Source organism: Streptomyces sp. SA15, from assembly GCF_002291145.1.
GTDB lineage: Bacteria > Actinomycetota > Actinomycetes > Streptomycetales > Streptomycetaceae > Streptomyces.
Genome location: NZ_NTGE01000073.1, coordinates 13,157 through 34,614, shown reverse-complemented (window position 1 = coordinate 34,614; position 21,458 = coordinate 13,157). Strand labels below are relative to the sequence as shown.

The 21,458-nt window shown below is 70.7% G+C and carries 16 protein-coding genes; 8 read left to right on the top strand and 8 right to left on the bottom strand.

Annotated elements, in window-relative coordinates; translation table 11 throughout:
• Positions 1–47 precede the first annotated feature (47 nt).
• Complete coding sequence (locus CLM62_RS12030; protein ID WP_095749818.1) at positions 48–1,667, bottom strand: peptide-N4-asparagine amidase; 1,620 nt, start codon at positions 1,665–1,667, stop codon at positions 48–50.
• A gap of 220 nt (positions 1,668–1,887) precedes the next feature.
• Here CLM62_RS12030 and CLM62_RS12025 point away from each other — a divergent pair, with 220 nt between their 5' ends.
• From CLM62_RS12025 to CLM62_RS12010, 4 genes are all read left to right on the top strand, one after another.
• Positions 1,888–3,684, top strand: coding sequence for an ABC transporter ATP-binding protein (locus CLM62_RS12025; protein ID WP_095749817.1), 1,797 nt, complete (start codon positions 1,888–1,890; stop codon positions 3,682–3,684).
• Positions 3,681–5,462, top strand: a complete 1,782-nt coding sequence (locus tag CLM62_RS12020; protein ID WP_095749816.1) for an ABC transporter ATP-binding protein — start codon at positions 3,681–3,683, stop codon at positions 5,460–5,462. Before CLM62_RS12025 ends, CLM62_RS12020 begins: the two co-directional genes overlap by 4 nt.
• Before the next feature lie 853 nt (positions 5,463–6,315).
• The gene (locus CLM62_RS12015) at positions 6,316–6,789 is read left to right on the top strand and encodes a DUF5709 domain-containing protein (protein WP_095749815.1); all 474 of its coding nucleotides are present in this window, start codon (positions 6,316–6,318) and stop codon (positions 6,787–6,789) included.
• A 54-nt stretch (positions 6,790–6,843) separates the two neighbouring features.
• On the top strand, positions 6,844–7,113 hold the full coding sequence (locus tag CLM62_RS12010; protein ID WP_095749814.1) for a type B 50S ribosomal protein L31: 270 nt from the start codon (positions 6,844–6,846) through the stop codon (positions 7,111–7,113).
• 101 nt (positions 7,114–7,214) lie between these two features.
• Here the strand turns inward: CLM62_RS12010 and CLM62_RS12005 are convergent, their stop codons facing one another.
• Entirely contained in the window at positions 7,215–8,009 is a 795-nt protein-coding gene (locus CLM62_RS12005; protein ID WP_095749813.1) for a metal-dependent hydrolase, read from the bottom strand.
• Positions 8,010–8,154: 145 nt separating this feature from the next.
• On the opposite strand from CLM62_RS12005, the gene CLM62_RS12000 reads away from it, so the two are divergent.
• Positions 8,155–10,668, top strand: coding sequence for an RNA helicase (locus CLM62_RS12000; protein WP_095749812.1), 2,514 nt, complete (start codon positions 8,155–8,157; stop codon positions 10,666–10,668).
• Between the two features lie 19 nt (positions 10,669–10,687).
• Positions 10,688–11,560, top strand: coding sequence for an acyl-CoA thioesterase II (locus tag CLM62_RS11995; protein WP_095749811.1), 873 nt, complete (start codon positions 10,688–10,690; stop codon positions 11,558–11,560).
• 416 nt (positions 11,561–11,976) lie between these two features.
• On the opposite strand, the gene speB is transcribed toward CLM62_RS11995, so the two are convergent.
• The 5 genes from speB to CLM62_RS11970 all read right to left on the bottom strand — a co-directional run bounded on the left by speB (position 11,977) and on the right by CLM62_RS11970 (position 17,025).
• A complete protein-coding gene (speB, locus tag CLM62_RS11990) occupies positions 11,977–12,933 on the bottom strand; it encodes an agmatinase (RefSeq protein ID WP_095749810.1) in 957 nt (318 codons plus the stop codon).
• Between the two features lie 30 nt (positions 12,934–12,963).
• Complete coding sequence (locus tag CLM62_RS11985) at positions 12,964–13,737, bottom strand: SDR family NAD(P)-dependent oxidoreductase (RefSeq protein ID WP_095749809.1); 774 nt, start codon at positions 13,735–13,737, stop codon at positions 12,964–12,966.
• A gap of 1 nt (position 13,738) precedes the next feature.
• Positions 13,739–14,434, bottom strand: coding sequence for an SDR family NAD(P)-dependent oxidoreductase (locus tag CLM62_RS11980; protein ID WP_095749808.1), 696 nt, complete (start codon positions 14,432–14,434; stop codon positions 13,739–13,741).
• Complete coding sequence (locus CLM62_RS11975; protein ID WP_218835587.1) at positions 14,431–15,939, bottom strand: amino acid permease; 1,509 nt, start codon at positions 15,937–15,939, stop codon at positions 14,431–14,433. The genes CLM62_RS11980 and CLM62_RS11975 overlap by 4 nt, the downstream gene beginning before the upstream one ends.
• A gap of 150 nt (positions 15,940–16,089) precedes the next feature.
• The gene (locus CLM62_RS11970; RefSeq protein ID WP_095749807.1) at positions 16,090–17,025 is read right to left on the bottom strand and encodes a polysaccharide deacetylase; all 936 of its coding nucleotides are present in this window, start codon (positions 17,023–17,025) and stop codon (positions 16,090–16,092) included.
• Positions 17,026–17,278: 253 nt separating this feature from the next.
• Here CLM62_RS11970 and CLM62_RS11965 point away from each other — a divergent pair, with 253 nt between their 5' ends.
• The gene (locus CLM62_RS11965; RefSeq protein WP_095749806.1) at positions 17,279–18,799 is read left to right on the top strand and encodes a PucR family transcriptional regulator; all 1,521 of its coding nucleotides are present in this window, start codon (positions 17,279–17,281) and stop codon (positions 18,797–18,799) included.
• 75 nt (positions 18,800–18,874) lie between these two features.
• Here CLM62_RS11965 and CLM62_RS11960 read toward each other — a convergent pair whose 3' ends face one another.
• Positions 18,875–19,687, bottom strand: coding sequence for a hypothetical protein (locus tag CLM62_RS11960; protein WP_095749805.1), 813 nt, complete (start codon positions 19,685–19,687; stop codon positions 18,875–18,877).
• A gap of 388 nt (positions 19,688–20,075) precedes the next feature.
• Here CLM62_RS11960 and CLM62_RS11955 point away from each other — a divergent pair, with 388 nt between their 5' ends.
• Positions 20,076–21,458 carry an acetamidase/formamidase family protein gene (locus CLM62_RS11955; RefSeq protein ID WP_095749804.1) on the top strand — a complete coding sequence of 461 codons (1,383 nt, stop codon included), beginning with the start codon at positions 20,076–20,078 and terminating at the stop codon, positions 21,456–21,458.

Genomic DNA, 21,458 nt, shown 5'->3' with positions numbered 1-21,458 from the left:
CAGCCAGGTAAATCACGCCACCTGTGACGCATCGCACACAACTCGCCTCAGCAGTCGCTGCGATCCTCGGTGAGTACGCCCTGGACGGTGGTCAGGGAGCGGTCATAGCACCCGCCCGAGCCGTGGATCCGGTAGCGCTCGCTCGTCGTGCCGACCGCGTGCCGCTGATCCCGGGGTACGTTCGCGGTGTACGTCGCGTCGCCGCTGTAGGTGTCGTCAAGCCGCGACCAGGCGGTACGTCGGCCGCCGCGCGACTCGACCACCGCGACGCGGTCACCGAGGGTCAGCACGGTCCGCAGCCGGTCGGCCGCGCCGAGCGTGGTCGTGCCGTCCATCGTGTACGTCCGCTGCGTGCGCGTCGTACGGGCCGGACCGCGTCCGTCGACGGTGACCGACTCGTCGTCCCGCCAGGTGGCGTCCAGCGCGTCCACGTTCTCGCCGTCGGTCCAGCGGTGCACGGAGGTGTTCGTCAGCGCACGCGAGACAGTGGTCGTCACCCGGCCGTGCGAGGTGTCGACGTATCCGGCGACGGTCAGCCGGTGATGACCCTCGGTGTCCACGCGGTGCTCGGAACCGGGCGTGTATGTCGAGGAGTCGGCGAGGTCACCGCTCTGGTGCACGGTGAGCTTTCCGCCGACGTGGGTGCTCTTCGCGTCCTGCCAGACGAGGACGTTGACCGGCGCGCTCCAACCACTCTGTCCCTCGGGCACGCCGACTACGGAGACCTCTACGCGGTGCGAGCGGCCGTCGTTGAGGATTCCGGCGAAGGGCGTCAGGTCGTATTCGATCGGCTTGATGTCGAAGGCGCGCGGTCCCGGAACGACGTACCAGAGGAAGGGATTGGACCATCCGCCGGTCCACACGGTCGGGAACGGCGTGGCGATGCCCGCGAGTTGTCCGTCGACCTTGATCTGGACCTCACGGTAGGGGCCGTCGTCGGTCTGGCAGGAGTACGGGGCCGCGTCGGGCACCGTCAGGTACCAGTACTCCTCGCAGCCGCCGCCGGAGCCGGTGGCGTACACCTCGGCGACGATGCGTTCGCTGTCGCGTGGAGTGGTGAGGGTGGACCGGTCGTCGAGGGTCAGGACCCGGTCGGGCGTGGCGGCCGGTTTGCCTGCGTATGCGGCCGGCTTGCCCGGGTAGAACGTCAGGGTCACCTTGACGTCGATGATCCCCGTGTATGTGTCGTCGACGACGTTCCCGATGAGCATCTCGACGTCCTGACCGCCGCGGAAGATGTCGCTGTAGCGCGTGACGTCCTTCTCCACCGACCACTCGATGCCGTCGGGCGAGGGCTGGGGCGTCGACGTACGGAAGATCTCCACCCCGCCGACGTGCAGGTGGCCGAGCCGGTCGAACTGCCGTCCCTTGACCTTGCCGTCCATTCGCAGCACGACCTTGCTCCAGCGGTCGCCGCAGCCCTCGGGCGGTGTGTACGTGCCCTTGTACGGGGTGAAGTCCCGGAACTGCGCCTCCGCGACGGTGACGTGGCAGGGCTTGCCGGCGGGCTTGGTGACGGGCGGGGCCGCCGTGATGGGGTCGTGCCAGTCGGTGCCGAACTCGGCAGGGACCGGGGTGTCTGCGGATCGAGCGGGGCTCGCCCCGAGGAGGGTGCTCGCCACGAGGGTCGCTCCGGCGAGCATGGACATGAGGATCCGTCTCTTCATGGCCGGTGTTCTACGGCGAGTCGGGCGTCCCCCGCAATGAGGCCTCGCCCGATCCCGCCGCCCTTTGGGACCGACTGCAGCGGAGGTATCGAGCACGACCGGTTCTGTGCGGCAGGCGGAAAACCGCTTGCTTTCGACCACGCAACGACGCGAACCTGTCACGGTTTGTTGCCGCCGTTCGCGGTCCCTTCCACCCCTTGACACGAGCCACTGGGACGTCATGCAGATTCAAGACCTTCCGTACCCCGACCCAGGCGTGCCGGACGCGCGCTCGGGTCCCCGATTTCTGTGGTGGCTCTTCAGGAACCAGCTGGGCGGGCAGCTCAAGTCGCTGGCGTGGGGACTGCTGCACTTCATGTCCGTCGCCGCGCTGCCGTTCTGCGTCGGTCTCGCCATCCAGGCCGTCGTCGACCGCTCCGGTGCCCGGCTCGCCCTCGCGGGCGGGCTGCTGGCCCTGGTCTGCGTCGGCAACGCCCTCGGCGACACCTTCCTGCACCGCTCCGCGGTCACCAACTGGATCGCCGCTGCCGCCCGCGTCCAGCAACTCCTGGCCCACAAGACCGCCCAGCTGGGCTCCGCGCTGACCCGGCGTGTAGCGGCCGGTGAGGTGGTGGCCGTCTCCACGGGTGACGTCGAGAAGATCGGCTGGTTCGTCGAGGCCTGGTCGCGGTTCACCGCGGCCGCGGTCACCATCGTGCTGGTCTGTGTGGGCCTGGTCGTCTACGAGCCGGCACTGGGCGCGGTGGTGGCCGTGGGGCTGCCGGTCCTCGCGCTCGCGGTGCTGCCACTGCTGCCCCGGGCGACCAGGCGCGCCGACTTCCAGCGGGAGAAGGCCGGACGGGCCACCGAGCTGGCCTCGGACACCGTCGCCGGTCTACGCGTCCTGCGCGGCATCGGTGGTGAGGAACTCTTCCTCGACCGCTACCGCCGCGCCTCCCAGGAGGTCCGCCACGCGGCCGTGCGCAGCGCCCGGATGTGGTCGCTCATCTCGGCGATCCAGGTACTGCTGCCGGGACTGCTGCTGATCGCGGTCGTCTGGTACGGCGTCCATCTGGCCCGCCAGGACCGGATCGGCGTCGGCGAACTGGTCACCGTCTACAGCTCGGTCATGGTCCTCACGTATCCCCTGCGCCACTTCGAAGAGATCGCGATGGCCTACTCCTTCTCGCGGCCCTCGGCTCAACGAGCCGCCCGCGTACTGTCGCTGGAGCGCGCCACGGACACCGGCGGATCGCGCGCCGCCGACCTGCCGTCGGGGGACCTGTACGACCCGGCCACCGGACTGCTGGCGCCCGCCGGTCGGCTCACCGCCGTGGTGTGCGGCGACCCGGACGCGGCGGGCCGGCTGGCGGAACGGCTGGGCGGGCATCCCTCGGAGGCGGGCACATCGGCGCTGCTGGGCGGCGTGCCGCTGGACGAGCTGCCGCTCGACACCGCGCGGACGGCCGTCCTCGTCCAGGACAAGGACCCGGTGCTGCTGTCCGGCTCGCTGCGCGAGCTGCTCGACGTGCCCGCCTCGGGTGACGTCCGGGCCGAGGAGGCGTTGGAGGCCGCGCAGTGCGGGGACGTGCTGGCGGCTCTCGTCCAGGGGTCCCTGGACGCCGAGGACCCGATGGAAGCCCGCATCACCGAACGCGGCCGCTCCCTCTCCGGCGGCCAGCGCCAGCGGCTCGCGCTGGCCCGGTCGCTGATCACGGACCCGGAAGTGCTCGTCCTGGACGAGCCGACCTCGGCCGTCGACTCCCACACGGAGGCGCGGATCGCCGAGGGGGTGCGGGATCTGCGGGAAGGGCGCACGACCGTGGTGTTCACCTCCTCGCCGCTGCTGCTGGACCGCGCGGACCGGGTCGTCCTCGTCCATGAGGGCGAGGTCTCGGCGGTCGGCGTGCACCGCGAACTGGTGCACGAGGAACCCCGGTACCGGGCCGTGGTCACGCGCGAGACCGAAGAAGAGGCCGCCCTGAGCGGCGTGCTGGACGAACTGCACGAACTGGAAGAGATCGAGGAGACAGCATGATCGGCGTGGCGCCACCGGCGTACGACCCGGCGGCCCCGACGACGGCGCACACCCTGCCCGTCGGCGCCGCCACGACCGTACGCGCCTACGTGACCGAACTGTTCCGCCGGCACCGCCGAGCCTTCCTGCTCCTCGTCACCGTCAACACGGTCGCCGTGGTGGCTTCTATGGCGGGCCCGTGGCTGCTGGGCGGGCTCGTGGAGCGCGTGTCGGACGGGGCGCGTGAACTTCATCTGGGACTGACGGCCGGGCTGTTCGCCCTCGCGCTGGCCGTGCAGGCCACGTTCGTGCGGGAGGTGCGGCTGCGCGGCGCGATGCTCGGCGAGCGGATGCTGGCCGACCTGCGCGAGGACTTCCTCGTCCGGTCGGTCGGGCTGCCGCCGGGAGTCCTGGAACGGGCCGGGACGGGCGACCTGCTGTCCCGGATCACGACCGACATCGACCGGCTCGCCAACGCGATGCGCGAAGCCGTGCCCCAGCTGGCGATCGGTGTGGTGTGGGCGGCCCTGCTGCTGGGCGGCCTCGTGATCACGGCGCCGCCGCTCGCGGCCGCCGTACTGCTGGCCGTGCCGCTGCTGGTCGTCGGCTGCCGCTGGTACTTCAGGCGGGCGCCGTCTGCCTACCGCTCGGAGGCCGCCGGGTACGCCGCCGTGGCGGCCGCGCTCGCGGAGACCGTGGACGCGGGGCGCACCGTCGAGGCCCACCGGCTCGGCGCCCGCCGCATCGCGCTGTCGGAGCGCCGGATCAAGGAATGGACGGCCTGGGAGCGCTACACACTCTGGCTGCGGTCGGTGCTCTTCCCAGTCATCAACGTCACCCACGTGACGGTCCTCGCCTCGGTGCTGATGGTCGGCGGCGTGTTCGTCCTGCAGGGCTGGATCGGGGTCGGTCAGCTGACCACCGGCGCGCTGATCGCGCAGATGCTCGTCGATCCGGTCGGGCTCATCCTGCGCTGGTACGACGAGCTGCAGGTGGCCCAGGTGTCGCTGGCACGTCTGGTCGGCGTCCGGGACATCGAACCGGACGCCGGGGACGACGCGCTCGCGCCCGACGGACGGGACGTGCACGCGGACCGGGTGCACTTCGGCTACCGCGAGGGCGTGGATGTGCTGCGCAAGGTGTCCCTCGAGGTGGCGCCCGGCACCAGGCTGGCGCTGGTCGGCCCCTCGGGCGCGGGCAAGTCCACCCTCGGCAGGCTGCTGGCCGGGATCTACGGGCCCCGGGCCGGCCGGATCACCCTGGGTGGCGCCGAACTCTCCCGGATGCCCGCGGAACGGGTTCGCTCGCACGTGGCCCTGGTCAACCAGGAGCACCACGTCTTCGTGGGCTCCCTGCGTGACAACCTCCTCCTGGCCCGCACCGAGGCCGGCGACGCCGAGCTGTGGGCGGCGCTCGGTGCGGTGGACGCGGACGGGTGGGCGCGTGCCCTCGACGACGGGCTGGACACGGAGGTCGGCTCGGGCGGGTTCGCGCTCACCCCGGCCCAGGCCCAGCAGATCGCGCTGGCCCGCCTGGTGCTGGCCGACCCGCACACGCTGGTCCTGGACGAGGCGACCTCCCTGCTCGACCCGCGCGCGGCACGCCACCTGGAACGCTCCCTGGCCCGCGTCCTCGACGGCCGCACGGTGGTCGCGATCGCCCACCGCCTGCACACCGCCCACGACGCGGACGTCATCGCCGTCGTCGAGGACGGCCGGATCAGCGAGCTCGGCAGCCACGACGAGCTGGTCGCGGCGGACGGCGCGTACGCGGCACTGTGGCGCTCGTGGCACGGCTGACCGGTGAGCTCCGCCGCGGGTGTCCGCGGGGGCGGGGGCCGGGGACGGGGTCCGCGGGCGGGGGGCGGACGGCCGGGCGGGGCTGTCGCAGTACGGGCTGACTGGGCGCGGGGGCGGTGGTGCGGCGGCCTCTTCGGGGGTCGCCCCACCGGGCGTGGTTCTGTCGGGGGCGCTCTCATCGGGGGCGCTACCACCGGGGTGCGTGCCGTGCGGTCGCGGCTCAGGTGAACTGAGCGGGGAATCCGGGGGCGGACCGTATAGGCGCTGCGTGGCTGCCGGGCGGCGGGACAGGTGTGCGGGATGTGCGGTCGCCGCGCGGGCCGGCAGGCGCCGGGACGGCGTGCGGGTTGCGGCGTCGCCGCCCGGACGACCGGACACCAGCATCGGCGTGCGACCTGTTCGACCGCCCCGCGGACGACCGGGCGCTGGCATCGACATGCAGCCTCTTCGACCACCCCACGAACGACCAGACACCGGATCGACACGCGACCTCTTCGACCACCCCACGAACGACCAGACACCGAGGTCGGCGTGCGATTCGTTCGGTCGATGCCCGGGCCGCCGGGCGCCGGGATCGGCGTGCGGGTTGCGGCGACGCCGTGCGTGTTGCCGGACCGGGCCGTCGGGGTCCCGGCTGTGCGGGGCCTGGTCCGGGACGTGTGATCCTCGGCCCGTGTCCGTGCCGTTGCGCGGTTCCGAAGAGGGGTGGAAGGCTGGATAGCGGCACCGGCTCGAGGAGTACCCGCGGAGCATGCGCCGGCTCGTCGTCAGGCGCCGCGCGTGCCCCGGACGACTGCATGCCGACCGCCGACCACGGGGAGGACGCGCCCGCCCCCGCCACCTGGAGGTACCCGTGAACAACGCCGACGGATGGGGAGACGACGTCTACCAGCCCGACGCATCCGAGCAGAGGGAAGACACGGGGCTGCTCGACGCGGAGGACACCCTGGAGAACGATGGAGTCGGCGACCCCCTCGACCGGGGCTGGTCCCCTCCGGAACGCCCCTGGGCCGTGGAGCACACCGGCGTGACGGCCGCCGAGCGCCGGGAGGGCGAGACGCTGGACCAGCGGCTCGCCGAGGAGCTGCCCGATCTCGCCGCCCCCGACGACGGCGACGGCATCGGCGACTGCGCGGGCACCGACGGAGAACCGCTGGACAACGAGGTCGGCGCCGTCCGCTCCGGCCGCCTCGTGGCACCCGACGAGGGTGCGCACGAGGACGAGGAGAGTGCGCTGGTCGCCACGGACGTGGGCATCGACGGTGCCGCCGCCTCCGCCGAGGAGGCCGCGGTGCACATCGTCGACGAGGACGCCCTGTCCGGCTGATCCCACCGTCCCCGCGCCGTCGGCCGTCTCGCCGACGCCGGACGAGGAGCACCCATGCAGCAGGACAAGCACCCCGACTACCGCCCGGTCGTCTTCCGCGACCGCGCCGCCGGTTACGCCTTTCTCACCCGGTCCACCGCGACCAGCGACCAGACCATCGAGTGGGACGACGGCGAGAGCTACCCGGTCGTGGACGTGGAGATCTCCTCGGAGAGCCACCCCTTCTACACCGGCAAGGCCCGGACAGTGGACTCCGAGGGCCGCGTCGCCCGGTTCGAACGGCGATACGGCGGCGGGGAAGGCCAGAGTCCCGGCGGGTCGTGAGCGCTCACCGAGGCGGGACGGTGAGGCGACGGCTGCGACGAGCCGCCTCCTCGGACGCTTCGGAAGAATCCGCGGATCCCTCGGGCGAACCGGCGCATACCTCAGATGACGTTGAGCGCCGCCGCGCAGCCCACTCCCCCGAGCAGCATGAACGCCGGCATCAGCACCTTGAGCTCGACCCAGCTGCCCGCCCGGAACCGCATCGCCTTGGGCGGGCCGATCGGGTACCAGCGCTTGCGGCCCACCGGGATCGGCCACAGGATCGGGCAGCCGGAGACGGTCAGCGCGTCCCCGATGTCGTGCACCAGCGCGCCCAGCACGATCGGCAGGCCCAGCCACAGGTACTCCTGGCCCGGCGCCGTGAACAGCCAGTCGGCGCCGTTGCCCGGCTTGTCCAGCACACCGGCGAGGATCCACGAGCTGGTCGCGGCCAGCAGCCAGACCAGGACGTCGGCGCTGGAGCCACGGGTCGCCCGCCACAGCAGACCCTCGATGGCCAGCACCATGTGCACGAACAGGAGCGCCAGCACGGCCCAGCGGCCACCGGTGATCGCCGCCACCGAGCCGCCCGCGCCGATCAGGGCGGCCCACAGCCAGGTGTGCGTGAGCGTGCGGTGCCCGCCGGAGCGGCGAGGGTCGCCCTGTTTCTTCGTGGCCTTGTAGACGGCGTAGGAGAGCTTGTCGACGATCTCGCACAGCCCACGCGAGAGGGGTCCGAAGGCCCGCGAAATGGTGGCCGCCTTGTGGTCGAGGTCCGGGGCGAGTGCGGCACCGGCGCAGATCAGCGCGCCGCACAGGACGACGGGCCAGGGCATCGGGTGCCCGGCCGCGGCGGCGGCCGCCCCGACGCCGAGCCAGGCGGCGGCCCCGGACAGTGAGTGTGCTGGTCCCATCATCGCCGTTGCCCGCCCCATTCCTCGTGTGCCGCTGTCCAGTTGACCGGGTGCGTTGACGCTCCGTCGGCGACACAGCGTAGCGTTCGCGATCTTCCTGCCGGCAACCGATTCCCCTATAGGGCAAGAGGGCAGGCAAGATGGGTGGGTGACCCTCATCGATCAGCTGCCGCCGACCGCCGACCCCGACGCCCTCTACGAAGCCTTCGAGGCGTGGGCCGAGGAGCGCGGGCTCACGCTCTATCCCCACCAGGAGGAGGCGCTGATCGAGGTGGTCTCCGGTGCGAACGTGATCGTCTCGACGCCCACAGGTTCCGGCAAGAGCATGATCGCCGCAGCCGCCCATTTCGCCGCGCTGGCTCGTGACGAGGTCACCTTCTACACCGCTCCGATCAAGGCGCTGGTCTCGGAGAAGTTCTTCGAGCTGTGCAAGATCTTCGGCACCGAGAACGTCGGGATGCTGACCGGGGACGCGTCCGTCAACGCCGACGCGCCCGTCATCTGCTGCACCGCCGAGGTGCTCGCGTCGATCGCTCTGCGCGACGGCAAGGACGCGGACGTCGGCCAGGTCGTGATGGACGAGTTCCATTTCTACGCGGAGGGGGACCGCGGCTGGGCCTGGCAGATCCCGATCCTGGAACTTCCCCAGGCGCAGTTCGTCCTGATGTCGGCCACGCTCGGCGACGTCTCGATGTTCGAGAAGGATCTCACCCGGCGCACCGGCCGCCCGACGGCGGTGGTCCGCTCGGCGACCCGTCCCGTGCCGCTGTCGTACGCGTACCGGTTCACTCCGCTCACCGAGACGCTGACCGAGCTGCTGGAGACCAAGCAGGCGCCGGTCTACATCGTGCACTTCACGCAGGCCCAGGCCGTGGAGCGGGCGCAGGCGCTGATGAGCATCAACATGTGCACGCGCGAGGAGAAGGAGCAGATCGCGGAGCTGATCGGCAACTTCCGCTTCACCACCAAGTTCGGCCGCAACCTCTCGCGGTACGTACGGCACGGCATCGGGGTCCATCACGCCGGCATGCTGCCCAAGTACCGGCGCCTGGTGGAGAAGCTGGCGCAGGCGGGTCTGCTGAAGGTCATCTGCGGCACGGACACGCTCGGCGTGGGTGTCAACGTGCCCATCCGGACCGTGCTGTTCACCGCGCTGACCAAGTACGACGGCACCCGCGTCCGCACCCTGCGCGCCCGCGAGTTCCACCAGATCGCGGGCCGCGCCGGGCGGGCGGGCTTCGACACGGCGGGCTTCGTCGTAGCCCAGGCCCCCGAGCATGTCGTCGAGAACGAGAAGGCGCTCGCCAAGGCGGGCGACGACCCGAAGAAGCGCCGGAAGGTCGTCCGCAAGAAGGCGCCCGAGGGATTCGTAGGGTGGACGGAGAACACCTTCGAGAAGCTCATCTCCTCCGAGCCGGAGCCGCTGACCTCCCGTTTCCGGGTGACGCACACGATGCTGCTGTCGGTGATCGCCCGGCCCGGCAACGCCTTCGAGGCGATGCGGCACCTCCTGGAGGACAACCACGAGCCGCGCAAGCAGCAGCTCAGGCACATCCGGCGGGCGATCGCCATCTACCGCTCGCTCCTGGACGGCGGCATCGTCGAGAAACTCGACAAGCCGGACGCGGAGGGCCGCATCGTCCGTCTCACGGTCGACCTCCAGCAGGACTTCGCGCTGAACCAGCCGCTGTCCACCTTCGCGCTCGCCGCGTTCGAGCTCCTCGACCCCGAGTCGCCGTCCTACGCCCTGGACATGGTCTCCGTCGTCGAGTCCACGCTGGACGACCCGCGGCAGATCCTCGCCGCCCAGCAGAACAAGGCGCGCGGCGAGGCGGTGGCCGCGATGAAGGCGGACGGCGTCGAGTACGAGGAGCGCATGGAGCGCCTCCAGGACATCACGTACCCGAAGCCCCTGGAGGAACTCCTCTTCCACGCGTACAACACCTACCGCAAGAGCCACCCCTGGGTCGGCGACCATCCACTGTCGCCGAAGTCCGTCATCCGTGACATGTACGAACGGGCCATGTCCTTCACGGAGTTGGTGTCCTACTACGAGCTGGCCCGCACCGAGGGCATCGTGCTGCGCTACCTCGCGAGCGCCTACAAGGCCCTGGACCACACCGTCCCCGACGACCTCAAGTCCGAAGACCTTCAGGACCTGATCGAGTGGCTCGGCGAGATGGTGCGCCAGGTCGACTCCAGCCTGCTGGACGAATGGGAGCAGCTCGCCAACCCGGAGGAGATGACCGCCGAGGAGGCCCAGGAGAAGGCCGACGAGGTCAAGCCGGTCACCACCAACGCGCGCGCCTTCCGCGTCCTCGTCCGCAACGCGATGTTCCGCCGCGTGGAGCTCGCCGCGCTCGACCAGGTCGACGAGCTCGGCGAGTTGGACGCCGAGGCCGGCTGGGACGCCGAGGCCTGGGGCGAGGCGATGGACAAGTACTGGGACGAGTACGACGCCCTCGGCACCGGTCCCGACGCCCGCGGCCCCAAGCTGCTCGTCATCGAGGAGGAGCCGCAGAACGGCCTGTGGCGCGTCCGCCAGATCTTCGACGACCCGAACGACGATCATGACTGGGGCATCAGCGCGGAGATCGACCTCGCGGCCTCCGACGCGGAGGGCCGCGCGATCGTCCGTGTCACCGACGTCGGCCAGCTGTGAACACAGGAGAATCCCACCCATGACGACGAACGCGGCCGAGAGGCTCGTCGACCTGCTCGACCTGGAGCAGATCGAGGTCAACATCTTCCGTGGCCGCAGCCCGCAGGAGTCCCTGCAGCGGGTCTTCGGCGGCCAGGTGGCGGGCCAGGCACTGGTCGCCGCCGGGCGCACCACGGACGGCGAACGTCCGGTGCACTCGCTGCACGCGTACTTCCTGCGCCCGGGCCGGCCGGGCGTGCCGATCGTGTACCAGGTCGAGCGGGTGCGGGACGGCCGGTCGTTCACGACCCGCCGGGTCACCGCGGTGCAGCAGGGCCGCACGATCTTCAATCTCACCGCCTCCTTTCACAAGCCTGAACAGGGGAGCTTCGAGCACCAGCTGCCGCCCGCCCGCAAGATCCCGGACCCTGAGTCCCTGCCGACGGTCGCGGAAGAGATCCGGGAGCATCTGGGCACGCTGCCGGAGCAGTTGGAGCGAATGGCCCGCCGTCAGCCGTTCGACATCCGTTATGTGGACCGGCTGCGCTGGACCGCCGAGGAGGTCAAGGACGCCGAGCCGCGCAGCGCGGTGTGGATGCGCGCGGTCGGACCGCTGGGCGACGACCCGCTCGTGCACACCTGCGCGCTGACCTACGCCAGCGACATGACCCTCCTCGACGCCGTCCGCATCCCGGTCGAACCCCTGTGGGGGCCGCGCGGGTTCGACATGGCGTCGCTGGACCACGCCATGTGGTTCCACCGGCCGTTCCGGGCCGACGAATGGCTCCTGTACGACCAGGAGTCGCCGGTCGCGGTGGGAGGTCGCGGGCTGGCACGCGGCCGGATCTACGACCGCGAGGGGCGACTGGTCGTGTCCGTCGTGCAGGAGGGCTTGTTCAGGAAGCTGGGCTGACCTGATCTGACCTTTGCCGATGCAGCTGGGGCCCGCGTCGCGCCGTCCGGTGCGACGCGGTACGCGCAGGGCGGCGGATTGACCGCCGAACGGTTCCCAGATGTTGAGCCACGGGGTAAGCGTGGCAGATGCCTCGGTGATCAATGCCAGGAGTCCCTGACCGCTTCGGCTTGCACGGCGGGCCACTGCTGCCAATGACCGCGAGCAAACGAGCGGCCGACTTACTCCATGCCGAAGAGAGGCTCGACGTGGCGGGCAGGCTCACGTCGGCATCCAGCATCGAACGGCACCTCGAACCATTGGCAGTTCGACAGGCGAACACGCGCAGCTCGCCTGAGCGCCCGAGTCCAGGGGCCACCATCGATCACTGGCACCGGTGCCGCCGGAAGCGCCGGCCGAGGAAGTCGAAGCCCTCGTCAATGGGCGCGGGCCATGAGGCTGATCAGGTCGAAGAGCACGGTCGCGGCGGCGATCGAGGTGATCTCGGCGTGGTCGTAGGCGGGAGACACCTCCACGACATCGCCGCCCACGAGGTTCAACCCGGTCAACCCGCGCAGTACCCGCAGGAGTTCCCGGCTGGTCAGCCCGCCGGCCTCCGGGGTTCCGGTGCCCGGTGCGAAGGCCGGGTCCAGGACGTCGATGTCGACGGACAGGTAGACCGGGAGGTCGTCCACCCGTTCGGTGATCGCCTGGATCGCACCGGCCGTTCCGAGCAGATCAATGTCGCCGGCCCGGATCGTACGGAAGCCGAGACGCTTGTCCGCGTCCATGTCCGCTCGGTCGTAGACAGGGCCGCGGATGCCCACATGGATGGAATGGTCCTCGATCAGCAGGCCCTCTTCGAATGCGCGGCGGAACACGGTGCCGTGTGTCGTCGGCGCGTGGAAGTACGTGTCCCAGGTGTCCAGGTGCGCGTCGAAGTGCACGAGGGCGACAGGCCCGTGCTCCGCCACCGCCGTCCGGAGCATCGGCAGCGCGATCGTGTGGTCACCGCCGATCGCCAGTACCTTGCGGCCGCCGTGTGCCACGTCCCGGGCGTGGTCGGTGATCTGGCCGAGCGCCCTGTCTATCGAGAACGGGGTCACCGGGACGTCACCGGCGTCGACGACCTGGATGGCGGTGAACGGTGAGATGTCCAGCTCCACGTGGTACTCCGGGCGCAGGTGGCGGGACGCCTGGCGAACGGCCATCGGGCCGAACCGGGCACCGGGCCGGTAGGACGTACCGGCGTCGAACGGCACTCCGAGGACGGCGACGTCGTAGTCGCCGACTCGGTCTATCTCCGGCACCCGCGCGAAGCTTCCGCTCCCGGCGAAGCGCGGAACGCTCGTGCCGTCCACGGGGCGTACCGGGTCACGGGACGGGTCGGGCATGGGAGTTCCTCTTCCGGGTTCAGGGAGTGCTCAGGCACGGGCACGGGTGGAGCCGCCGTTGGGCTGGAGGATCTGGCCGATGATCGCCCCCGCACCGGGCGAGGCCAGGAAGGCGACGGCCGCGGCGATCTCGCCGGGCTCCGCCAGTCGGCCGACGGGCATCAACCGCCGGTAGCGGGTCCGCATCTCCTCCAGCGTCACACCGGCGTCGGCGGCGTCCACCCTCAGCTGATCGGTGTCCACATAGGACGGGGCGACGCAGTTCGTGAGGATCTGCTGGGGACCCAGTTCACGGGCCAGTCCCTTGACCAGAGCGATCAGGCCGGCCTTCGAGGCGGCGTAGGCCGTGGCGTTGCGCTGCCCGATCACACCCCATTCCGAGGCGATGACCACGATCCGGCCGTGGCCAAGATCCCGCATTCCCGGCAATACGGCCTGTATGACCCGGAAATGCCCGGACAGGTTCACATCGATGTGATGCCACCAGTCCTCGGGCTTCTGGTCGAGGAACGGTCCCATCGACATCGCCGCGGCGTTGGCCACCAGGACCCCCACCGGGCCGGCCCGCCGCTCCACGCGGGCGAGCATGGTGCCCATCGCGGCCGGATCAGCGATGTCGGCGGGCGCGGCGATCCCGCCGATCCGGTCGGCAAGTTCCGACAGCCGTCCGTCGTCGGCGACGTCGTTCACGGCGACGGTGTGACCGTCCGCGGCCAGCCGCAGCGCGCAGGCCCGGCCGATGCCCTGGACGGCTCCGGTGACCAGGGCGATGCCACTGCGCCCGGGGCGTGCGTCCGATGCCATGTCAGATCACCGCTCCGGCGTTCGGGGACAGCACGTCCCCGCAGTACATGCGCCCCTCGGTGGCCAGGTAACGCACCGTGTACGCGACCTCGGCCGGGGTGACCAGCCGCCCCAGGGGCAGGGTGGCCAGGTAGGCCGGCTCACGCCACGGAGAGTCCGGGGCCAGCAGCGGTGTGTCGGTGGGGCCGGGGGCGACGATGTTGACCCGGATCCCCGAGTCGGCCACTTCCAGCGCCAGCGACTTGGCGAAGCCGAGCACCGCGCCCTTGGCTGCCACGTAGTGCAGGTCGCCTGTACTGCCCGCGAGGGCCAGTTCGGAGGAGATCACGACCACGCTCCCCGTGCCGGCGTCGAGTAGGTGCGGCATGGCGGCGGCGCAGGTGTTCACCGTGCCGCCCAGGACGACGTCGAGCATGCGGGTCCACTGGGCGGTGGTGATGTCGCCGACGTCGATGCCGTCCTCGTAGTACCCGGCGGCGGTCACGACCAGGTCGAGTCGGCCGAACCGCTCGGCCGCGCGGTCGACGGCGTCCGCGACCGCGCGGCGATCGGCCACATCGGCGATGAGCGGCAGATCCGTACGGGAAGGGTGGAGATCCAGCCCGGCGATCCGCCAGCCCGCCTCGCTCAGCACCTCGGCGGTCGCGGCGCCGATACCGCCGGCGGCGCCGGTGATCAGGGCGACCCGGCCGCTCATGCTCCGCCCTCGTCGAGCGCCACCGAATGAAGGGCGGAGGCAGGGGACACATCTCGCTCCGGCCGGAACACCCACCAGCTCACCATCGCGCCGATCGCTCCCAGCGCCCCCGTCATGATCAGCAGTCCCCAGTCGAGGTACCACACTCCGTTCAGGGCGCGCGGCCAGGCGATGTTCACCGACTCGAAGATCACCCACACCCCGGCCGCGAGGGTCACCGGTGTGCCCCACCGGCCCATGGACACCTCGCCGGGCGCCCAGGTACCGCGCAGCCGAACGTAGACCGCGCCGAGCACGGGCAGCGCGTAGGAGAGGTAGAACCCGGCGTTGGCGAAGGAGAGCAGCAGGACGTAGACCTTCGACGCGCTGATGAAGAGCAGGGATCCGGCGATGACAGCGGTCAGCACGATCGCGTTCCGGGGCACTCGCTCGGTGCCGGACAGCCTGCCCAGCAGCCGCGCGCCGGGGATGGCCCGGTCGCGGGCACCGGCCCAGATCGCCCGGCTCACCGCTGCCTGCACCGCCATGAGGCTGGCCGTGAACCCGACGACCAGGGCGATGAGCAGTGCCTTGCCGGTCGAGGAACCGAGCTGCGCCTGCAGGGTGGTCGCGACCGGATCCGAGTCCTTACCGCTCAGCACGGCTCCGATGTCCGGCATGGCCAGCAGGATGCCGAGGCTGGCGAACATGATGAGCAGGCCGACGGCCGCCAGGGCCAGCGGCATGGCCTTGGGCAGTACCCGCCGGGACTCCTTGACCTCCTCGGCGATGGAGCCGGCCGACTCGAATCCGACGAACGACCAGCCCGCCATGGCGACCGCGCCGAGGAACGGTCCGAGGAGCCACTGCGAGCCGTGTGCGGTGCCCCCGCCGCTCAGGATGACCGAGAGAGGGTGGGCACGGTGGAGGAAGAGCAGGGCGATCCCGATGCCGAGGGTGGCGACGAGCTCCGCCGTGAGGCTGCAGTACAGCAGTATCTTCAGTACCCGCCCTCCGATCATGTTGGCGGCCGAGCCGAACAGCAGCACTCCCAGCGCGATCAGCGCCTGCGTCGTACCGCTGACGTCGGTGAGGCCGATCGCCGCGATGAGGAATCCGGACGCCGCGTAGGCCAGCGCCGACAACGCGAGGGTGAGTCCCCACATGTAGGCCCAGTTGGTGAACCATCCGTAGCGGGGGCCGATCAGGTGGCGTGCCCACTGGTAGACGCTGCCTTGCAGCGGCCAGCGGGACACCAGTTCGCCGAAGACACCGGAGACCAGCAGCTGGCCGACAAGGACCACCGGGAACGCCCACCAGAAGGCGGGACCGGCGGTCACGATGCCGAGGGCGAACACCCCGTAGAGACCGACGATCGGGGAGACGTCCGAGAAGGCGAGGGCGAACGCCGATCTCATCGTGTACTGCTGCTTGAGTCCTTCGTCGGCGGCTGTGCCGGTCTCGGTGGGAGTGCCGGTCTCGGCGGTGGGCGGGACCGGCGGGGCGGTCGCGGTGTCTTCGGGCATGGCGATTCCTGTCGAGGGGACGGCCGTTCGGCCGCCGTGGGCGTACGGGAAGGACACGGCAGGCGCCCTTGCCCGCGGTGCGAACGGTGGTGGACAGACAGGCGGTGAAGCCGATCGGCGGTGGACCGGCGGAACAGACTGGTCCCCGACTCAGGGGTGCCGCGGTTCCCAGTAGGCCTCTTCGGGGATCCGGGGCCGCGGGCATATGCGCGGGGCGAGGTCCAGGGAGGCGGTATGGCGGGCGACCTCCGCGACGGTGGTGATCCACAGGCCGGGCAGCGCCTTCATCCGCTCGATGAGCCGCTCCAGCGCCTCGGCGCGCGAGGGGCGGCCGGACAGGAACGGGTGGCAGGTGAGGACGAAGCAGGCACCGAGGCGGTGCATGGCCTCCAGCTCCCAGGTCCACATCTCCAGCACCTTGGCGGGGCTCTCGATCACTCCGGATCCGATGAGCCCGGGCAGGAACGCGTACTGCTCCCAGTCGTCCAGCCCCCAGGAAACGGGCACCTGCACGATGCTGCCTGCCTGCGGCCGTTCGTCCACCGCCAGCCGGTAGGGGTGGTCGGCGTCCATGAGGCTGGAGTCGTACAGGAATCCGCGCTCCTGAAGCAGCCGCGGGGTGTGGTAGTTCAGCTCCCACATCGGCGCCCGGTAGCCGACCGGCGTGACGCCCGCCACCTCCTGCAGGGCCTTGATCCCCAGGTCCAGCATGTCGGCCTCGGTCGCGGCGTCCATGCCCACGGTGTTCTCGTGGAAATAGCTGTGGTGGGCCACTTCGTGACCTGCCTCGGCCACCGACCTCACTGTCGCCGGGTAGCGGTGCGCCGTGTACCCGGGGACGAAGAACGTGGCCCTGATGTCGTGGCGTTCCAGCATGTCCAGGATCCGGGGCACCCCGACCAGCGGTCCGTACGACTGATGACTCATCGGACTCATGCGGTCGACCGACGAGATGTCGGTGCTGAGCACAGCGGCTTCGGCGTCCATGTCGAAGGTCAGGCAGGCGGCCGCCGTGAAGCCCTCGGGCCAGCCGATGCGTCCGGCCGCCGTGTTCGCATCACGCTGATAGGCATCGGGTCCGGTCATCGCCACACACTCCGCTCGTTCACTCGATGCGCACAGCATGCGAACAGCCCGCGCGGATCCGCCATGCGACCGGGACGCAGAACTTCCACCCGCCGTCATACCGGGGTATGAGCCGGCATGGCCCCCAGCGCCGGTAACGCCTTCAATGCCGGTAACACGGAATTCACGCCGGTCTCATCAGTGGGGTGACCAGCGGGAATAGGTTCACCGCCGGAGAGCACCCGCAGGCGGATAGCTGGGAGGCGAGGAAGCGATGGCGGTGACCGTGGGTGAACTTCTCGCCATGCCGCACCTGCAGATGTCGCTGCACGCCGGTGCCCGTGGCCTGGACCGCGAGGTCAGCTGGGTTCACCCGTCCGACCTGCCCAACCCCTGGGCGTGGCTCGCCTCGGGCGAGCTGCTGCTGACCAACGGCACGGGACTGGCCGCCGATTCACAAGGACAGGCCTCCTTCATCGAGAGGCTCGCCGAGGCCGGCCCCAGCGCCTTCGGCCTGGGCCTTGGCACTGGGGGTCCGCCCTTGACCCGTGCCCTCACCGATCGAGCCGACGAGCTGTCGCTACCGGTCGTGTCCGTGCCCTACAGCGTGCCGTTCAGCGCGGTCGTGCGGGCGGTGGCCGATGTCAACGAGGATGAGGGGGCCCGGCAGCTGGCAGGTGTCGCGCGGCTGTACGCGTTGCTGCGGACCTCGATGGCCAGGGGCCTGTCCGGACCGGAGATGTTCGGCAGACTCGGCCGAGAGCTGGACGCGCGACTGTACCTGGTCGATCCCGCGACCGGCCTGTCGCTGTTCGAAGAGGGTCCCGAGACCAGCTTCGCCGATGCTCTGGCCGCCGAGTTCGCGGCGCATTCCCAGGCCATGCCGGGCGTGCTGCGGCTGCGCCGCCGGGAATCCGGCAGCCGGTGGGCCGTGGCGCTGGCCGTCGCCGTGCCGGGCGACCAGCCGACGGCGCTGGTCGCCGAGCCGACCGGGGAGCAACTGCCCAGTCTCGGACTGCTCCAACACGTCGCGACGGTCGGCGCGCTGGAACTGACCCAGCTCGCAGCGGATCGAGAAAGCCGCCGCCGTCGCGGCGCCGAACTGCTCCGGCAACTGCTGGAGCACAGGCTCGATCCGACGGCTGCCGAGTATCAGTTGGCGGACAGCGGCATCGCACTGGCCGACTCCGTCCTCCTCCTCACCCCGGCCGCGTGCGACAGCGTCGCCGACGAGGTCCATCGCCGCCTGTCCAGACTGCGCGTCCCCCACCTGTTGCTGCGCCGCGACGACAGCCTGCACATCGTGATGGACGACCGCCCGGAGCGGCTGGAGCAGATCCTGCGGGGCTCCTCGGCGCCGATAGGCGTGAGCGACCGGATCGGTTCGGCGGGGCGCATTCCCGAAGCCCGGCAAGAGGCCCACTGGGCGCTGGGAGCCGCCAAGGCCGAGAACCGGCGTGTGGTCCGGTACGGGGACGAGACCGCGCTGCCGCTGCCCCGTACCCCTGCCGAGGCGCAGGTCCTGGTGTCCAGGGTGCTGGGCGCGCTGATGGCGCACGACGCCGAGCACGACACCGAATACCTGCACACCCTCCGGGTCACACTGCGCCGCAACCGGTCCTGGCAGCTGGCCGCCGACGAACTGCACATCCACAAACAGACCCTCGGCTACCGGCTGCGCAAGATCGAGCAGTTGACGGGCCGCGGCGTCACCCAGACCGACCACATCGCGGAGCTGTGGTTCGCCATCCGAGCCCACGACCTGGTCCACAGCCGCGGTACGCCCCGCGGCTGAATCCCGGGTGGCCGCAGCAGTGGGGCGGGCCGGCCATCCGGAAGGCCGGGCCACCCGGAAGGTCCGTGCGTACAGTCAACTCCCAGCTTCGGGTGCGGGTATCGAGGCAAGGACGTCGCAAGGCCCCTCGACTGCGGTGATCTCCCAGCGGCGAGCGTACGGAACGCCGCTCGCGTCGGTGTCGCTGATCAGCAGCCCGGCGGATCCGAGCAGGCCGGGGGCGAGCGTCCGGGTTTCGCGGTGCGGCAGAGTCGAACGTCCGACGGTCCAGCGGTCGCCCACGACCCGGCCGAGCGACACCTCGCAGTCGAGCATCTCCCGGACTCGGCCGAGGTCCGCGGCTCCTGCCACCAGTTCCGCCAGCGGGGCATGGTTCGGCAGCGGCTCGGACCGGCTGCGGGCGTAGCCGAACCACGATCCCGTCCGCACCAGCAGCGCGACGCTGCCGGACTGCGGATCGGTCAACTCCACAGCGGCGCACGGCGTGACCGCGTCCGTGTCGGGGCGCCAGTGCTCGATGTACGGTGCGTGCAGGCCTTTCTCCACCAGCATCGGTCCCCGCCAGGTCAGCAGCCCGGCGTCCGGAACAGACGTGGGCGCGAAGTCGATGCCGCGTTTCCAGTGGAAGGCACTGTCGACATGGTGCAACTGCCCGGCGAAACCCTCTTGCCGCGCCAGGTCGAGCAGCTGTCCGAACGTGAGATCGCCGAGGCTCCGACTGCCTCGGGGGTGCGGCCGGTCAGCGGTCTGCCGCAGGTCGGCGTAGCGGGTGGCACCCTGCACCCAGGTGACGGTGCTGGTGACATCACGGGTGCCGTCGCCGTTGACGAGAAGTGAGCGATGCCAGACCCCCGGCAGCTCGAGAAGGTCGGGGCTGGTTCGAGTCACGCGATTCCTCTTGGCTCGGGATGGAACGGACCGGTGGGTACGCGCGGAGGACCGATCGCACGCTGACCCGTGGGGACGCCGAGCAAAGCGGCAAGCTGTTACCGCCCCCGTACCGCCGCATTACTCCGCGCGAAACACCACGTCGGAGAGGCATGCGTCCTGGAACCCGGCCCGAAGGCGGGCCCTGTGCCCGGGCGCGCGACCAGATCGCCGCGTTCCTGTTCATACCCCGGTACGGGCGTGCGCCGGAGTTTTGCGTCCCAGTCGGATGGCCCAGCGCCTCACCGTCGAGCAGCCTGGTCGCACCCGCCGGGTGGCTGGGTGGGAATGACGCAGGCGTGTGCGTCCGACGGGCCCCGACCTGCTCCAAGACCTTGATGGAGGACCTATGGAAACGTCCAGACGAGCGAACCGCGCCGTGCGCGAGGCGCTCATCGCAGGGCTGGGGAGGCGGGGCTTCCTGCGCGCGGTGGCAGCGGTGACCGGGGCCGGCGGAAGTCTGCTGGGCGCACAGGCCGCGTCGGGTGCGTCAGGGTCTCCGTCCACCGCCGCGCCGTCCATGTTCCCGCGGGAGATACTCCAACCCGGAAAGGGACCCATCCACGGTCAGCATTACCTCCCCTCCCTCCCGAGCCAGGTGCGTTGGGGCTATGTGCCGGCCCTGGGCAGCGAGCCCGTGGCGCGTATGCGGTCGGGTGAGACGATCACCGTGGACACGGTGTCGCACGAGGGCATCCTGGAAGACCAGGGCCGCGACCCGGTGGCGTACTTCGGCCGGCAGGGCGTACCGCGCGATCAGGTGCTCGACGACGCCGTCGCGGTCGCCGCGGACTACTCCCGCACCGAGCGGAACTTCGACGTGGACGGTCCGCACGTGGTCACGGGGCCGGTCCACGTGGACGGCGCCGAGCCGGGAGACGTCCTGAAGGTCGAAATGCTCTCGATGCTGTTGCGCGTACCGTACGGTGTCGTCTCCAGCCGTCACGGCAAGGGCGCCCTGCCCCGGCTCGCCGGAGGCGGCGTGCCGGCGGGGATCACCATGGACGAGATCATGCCGCCGGTGGCTACGGACGGGCGGGCCACGGGCGATCCCACCCACTACGGCGACGTCTCGGTCTTCACGCCGGTGCGCCGCGGGCGGGGCGGCGTGCCCAGCGGTGTGATGCCACGCGGCACGTCGGGGGAGGTCGTCTTCCCGCTGCACCCGTTCATGGGCATGATGGGCGTGGCATTCGCCCCTGGCGACACCCTTGCCGCCCCGTCGCTCAACTCCATCCCGCCCACCCTCGGCGGCGGCAACATCGACATCAACCTTCTGGGCGTGGGTGCCACCTTCTTCCTGCCCGTGTACGCCGAGGGCGCGCTGTTCTACACCGGTGACTCGCACATGGCCATGGGCGACGGCGAGGTGGCGCTCACCGCGATGGAGGGATCCCTGCGTGCCACGTTCCGACTCACCGTGTGCAAGGCAGGTTCAGGCGACGCGCCTTCGGTCGCCTTTCACTACCCGTTCGCCGAGACCTCTGACGCCTGGGTCCCCATCGGGCTCTCCGACCCGGACGGCTCCCAGAACGGCCAGATCAACGACCTGAACATCGCGATGCGCCGCGCGGTGGTCAACGCGCTGGACTTCCTGCAGCACGACCTCGGCATGGACCGAGCGGTGGCCTACGCCTACCTGTCCGCGGCGGCCGACTTCGAGATCTCGCAGGTCGTCGACCGTACCGTGGGGGTGCATGGGGTCATCCGCAAGGATCACTTCACCGCCTAG

Excerpts from the sequence above, each read along its gene's own strand:
- CLM62_RS12010 (WP_095749814.1), top strand. The coding sequence starts at position 6,844 with ATGCAGCAGGACAAGCACCCCGACTACCGCCCGGTCGTCTTCCGCGAC.
- CLM62_RS11995 (WP_095749811.1), top strand. The coding sequence starts at position 10,688 with ATGACGACGAACGCGGCCGAGAGGCTCGTCGACCTGCTCGACCTGGAG.
- CLM62_RS12030 (WP_095749818.1), bottom strand. The coding sequence starts at position 1,667 with ATGAAGAGACGGATCCTCATGTCCATGCTCGCCGGAGCGACCCTCGTG.
- CLM62_RS11980 (WP_095749808.1), bottom strand. The coding sequence starts at position 14,434 with ATGAGCGGCCGGGTCGCCCTGATCACCGGCGCCGCCGGCGGTATCGGC.
- CLM62_RS12020 (WP_095749816.1), top strand. The coding sequence starts at position 3,681 with ATGATCGGCGTGGCGCCACCGGCGTACGACCCGGCGGCCCCGACGACG.
- CLM62_RS11965 (WP_095749806.1), top strand. The coding sequence starts at position 17,279 with ATGGCGGTGACCGTGGGTGAACTTCTCGCCATGCCGCACCTGCAGATG.
- CLM62_RS11955 (WP_095749804.1), top strand. The coding sequence starts at position 20,076 with ATGGAAACGTCCAGACGAGCGAACCGCGCCGTGCGCGAGGCGCTCATC.
- CLM62_RS11975 (WP_218835587.1), bottom strand. The coding sequence starts at position 15,939 with ATGCCCGAAGACACCGCGACCGCCCCGCCGGTCCCGCCCACCGCCGAG.
- CLM62_RS11970 (WP_095749807.1), bottom strand. The coding sequence starts at position 17,025 with ATGACCGGACCCGATGCCTATCAGCGTGATGCGAACACGGCGGCCGGA.
- CLM62_RS12025 (WP_095749817.1), top strand. The coding sequence starts at position 1,888 with ATGCAGATTCAAGACCTTCCGTACCCCGACCCAGGCGTGCCGGACGCG.
- speB (WP_095749810.1), bottom strand. The coding sequence starts at position 12,933 with ATGCCCGACCCGTCCCGTGACCCGGTACGCCCCGTGGACGGCACGAGC.
- CLM62_RS12005 (WP_095749813.1), bottom strand. The coding sequence starts at position 8,009 with ATGATGGGACCAGCACACTCACTGTCCGGGGCCGCCGCCTGGCTCGGC.
- CLM62_RS11985 (WP_095749809.1), bottom strand. The coding sequence starts at position 13,737 with ATGGCATCGGACGCACGCCCCGGGCGCAGTGGCATCGCCCTGGTCACC.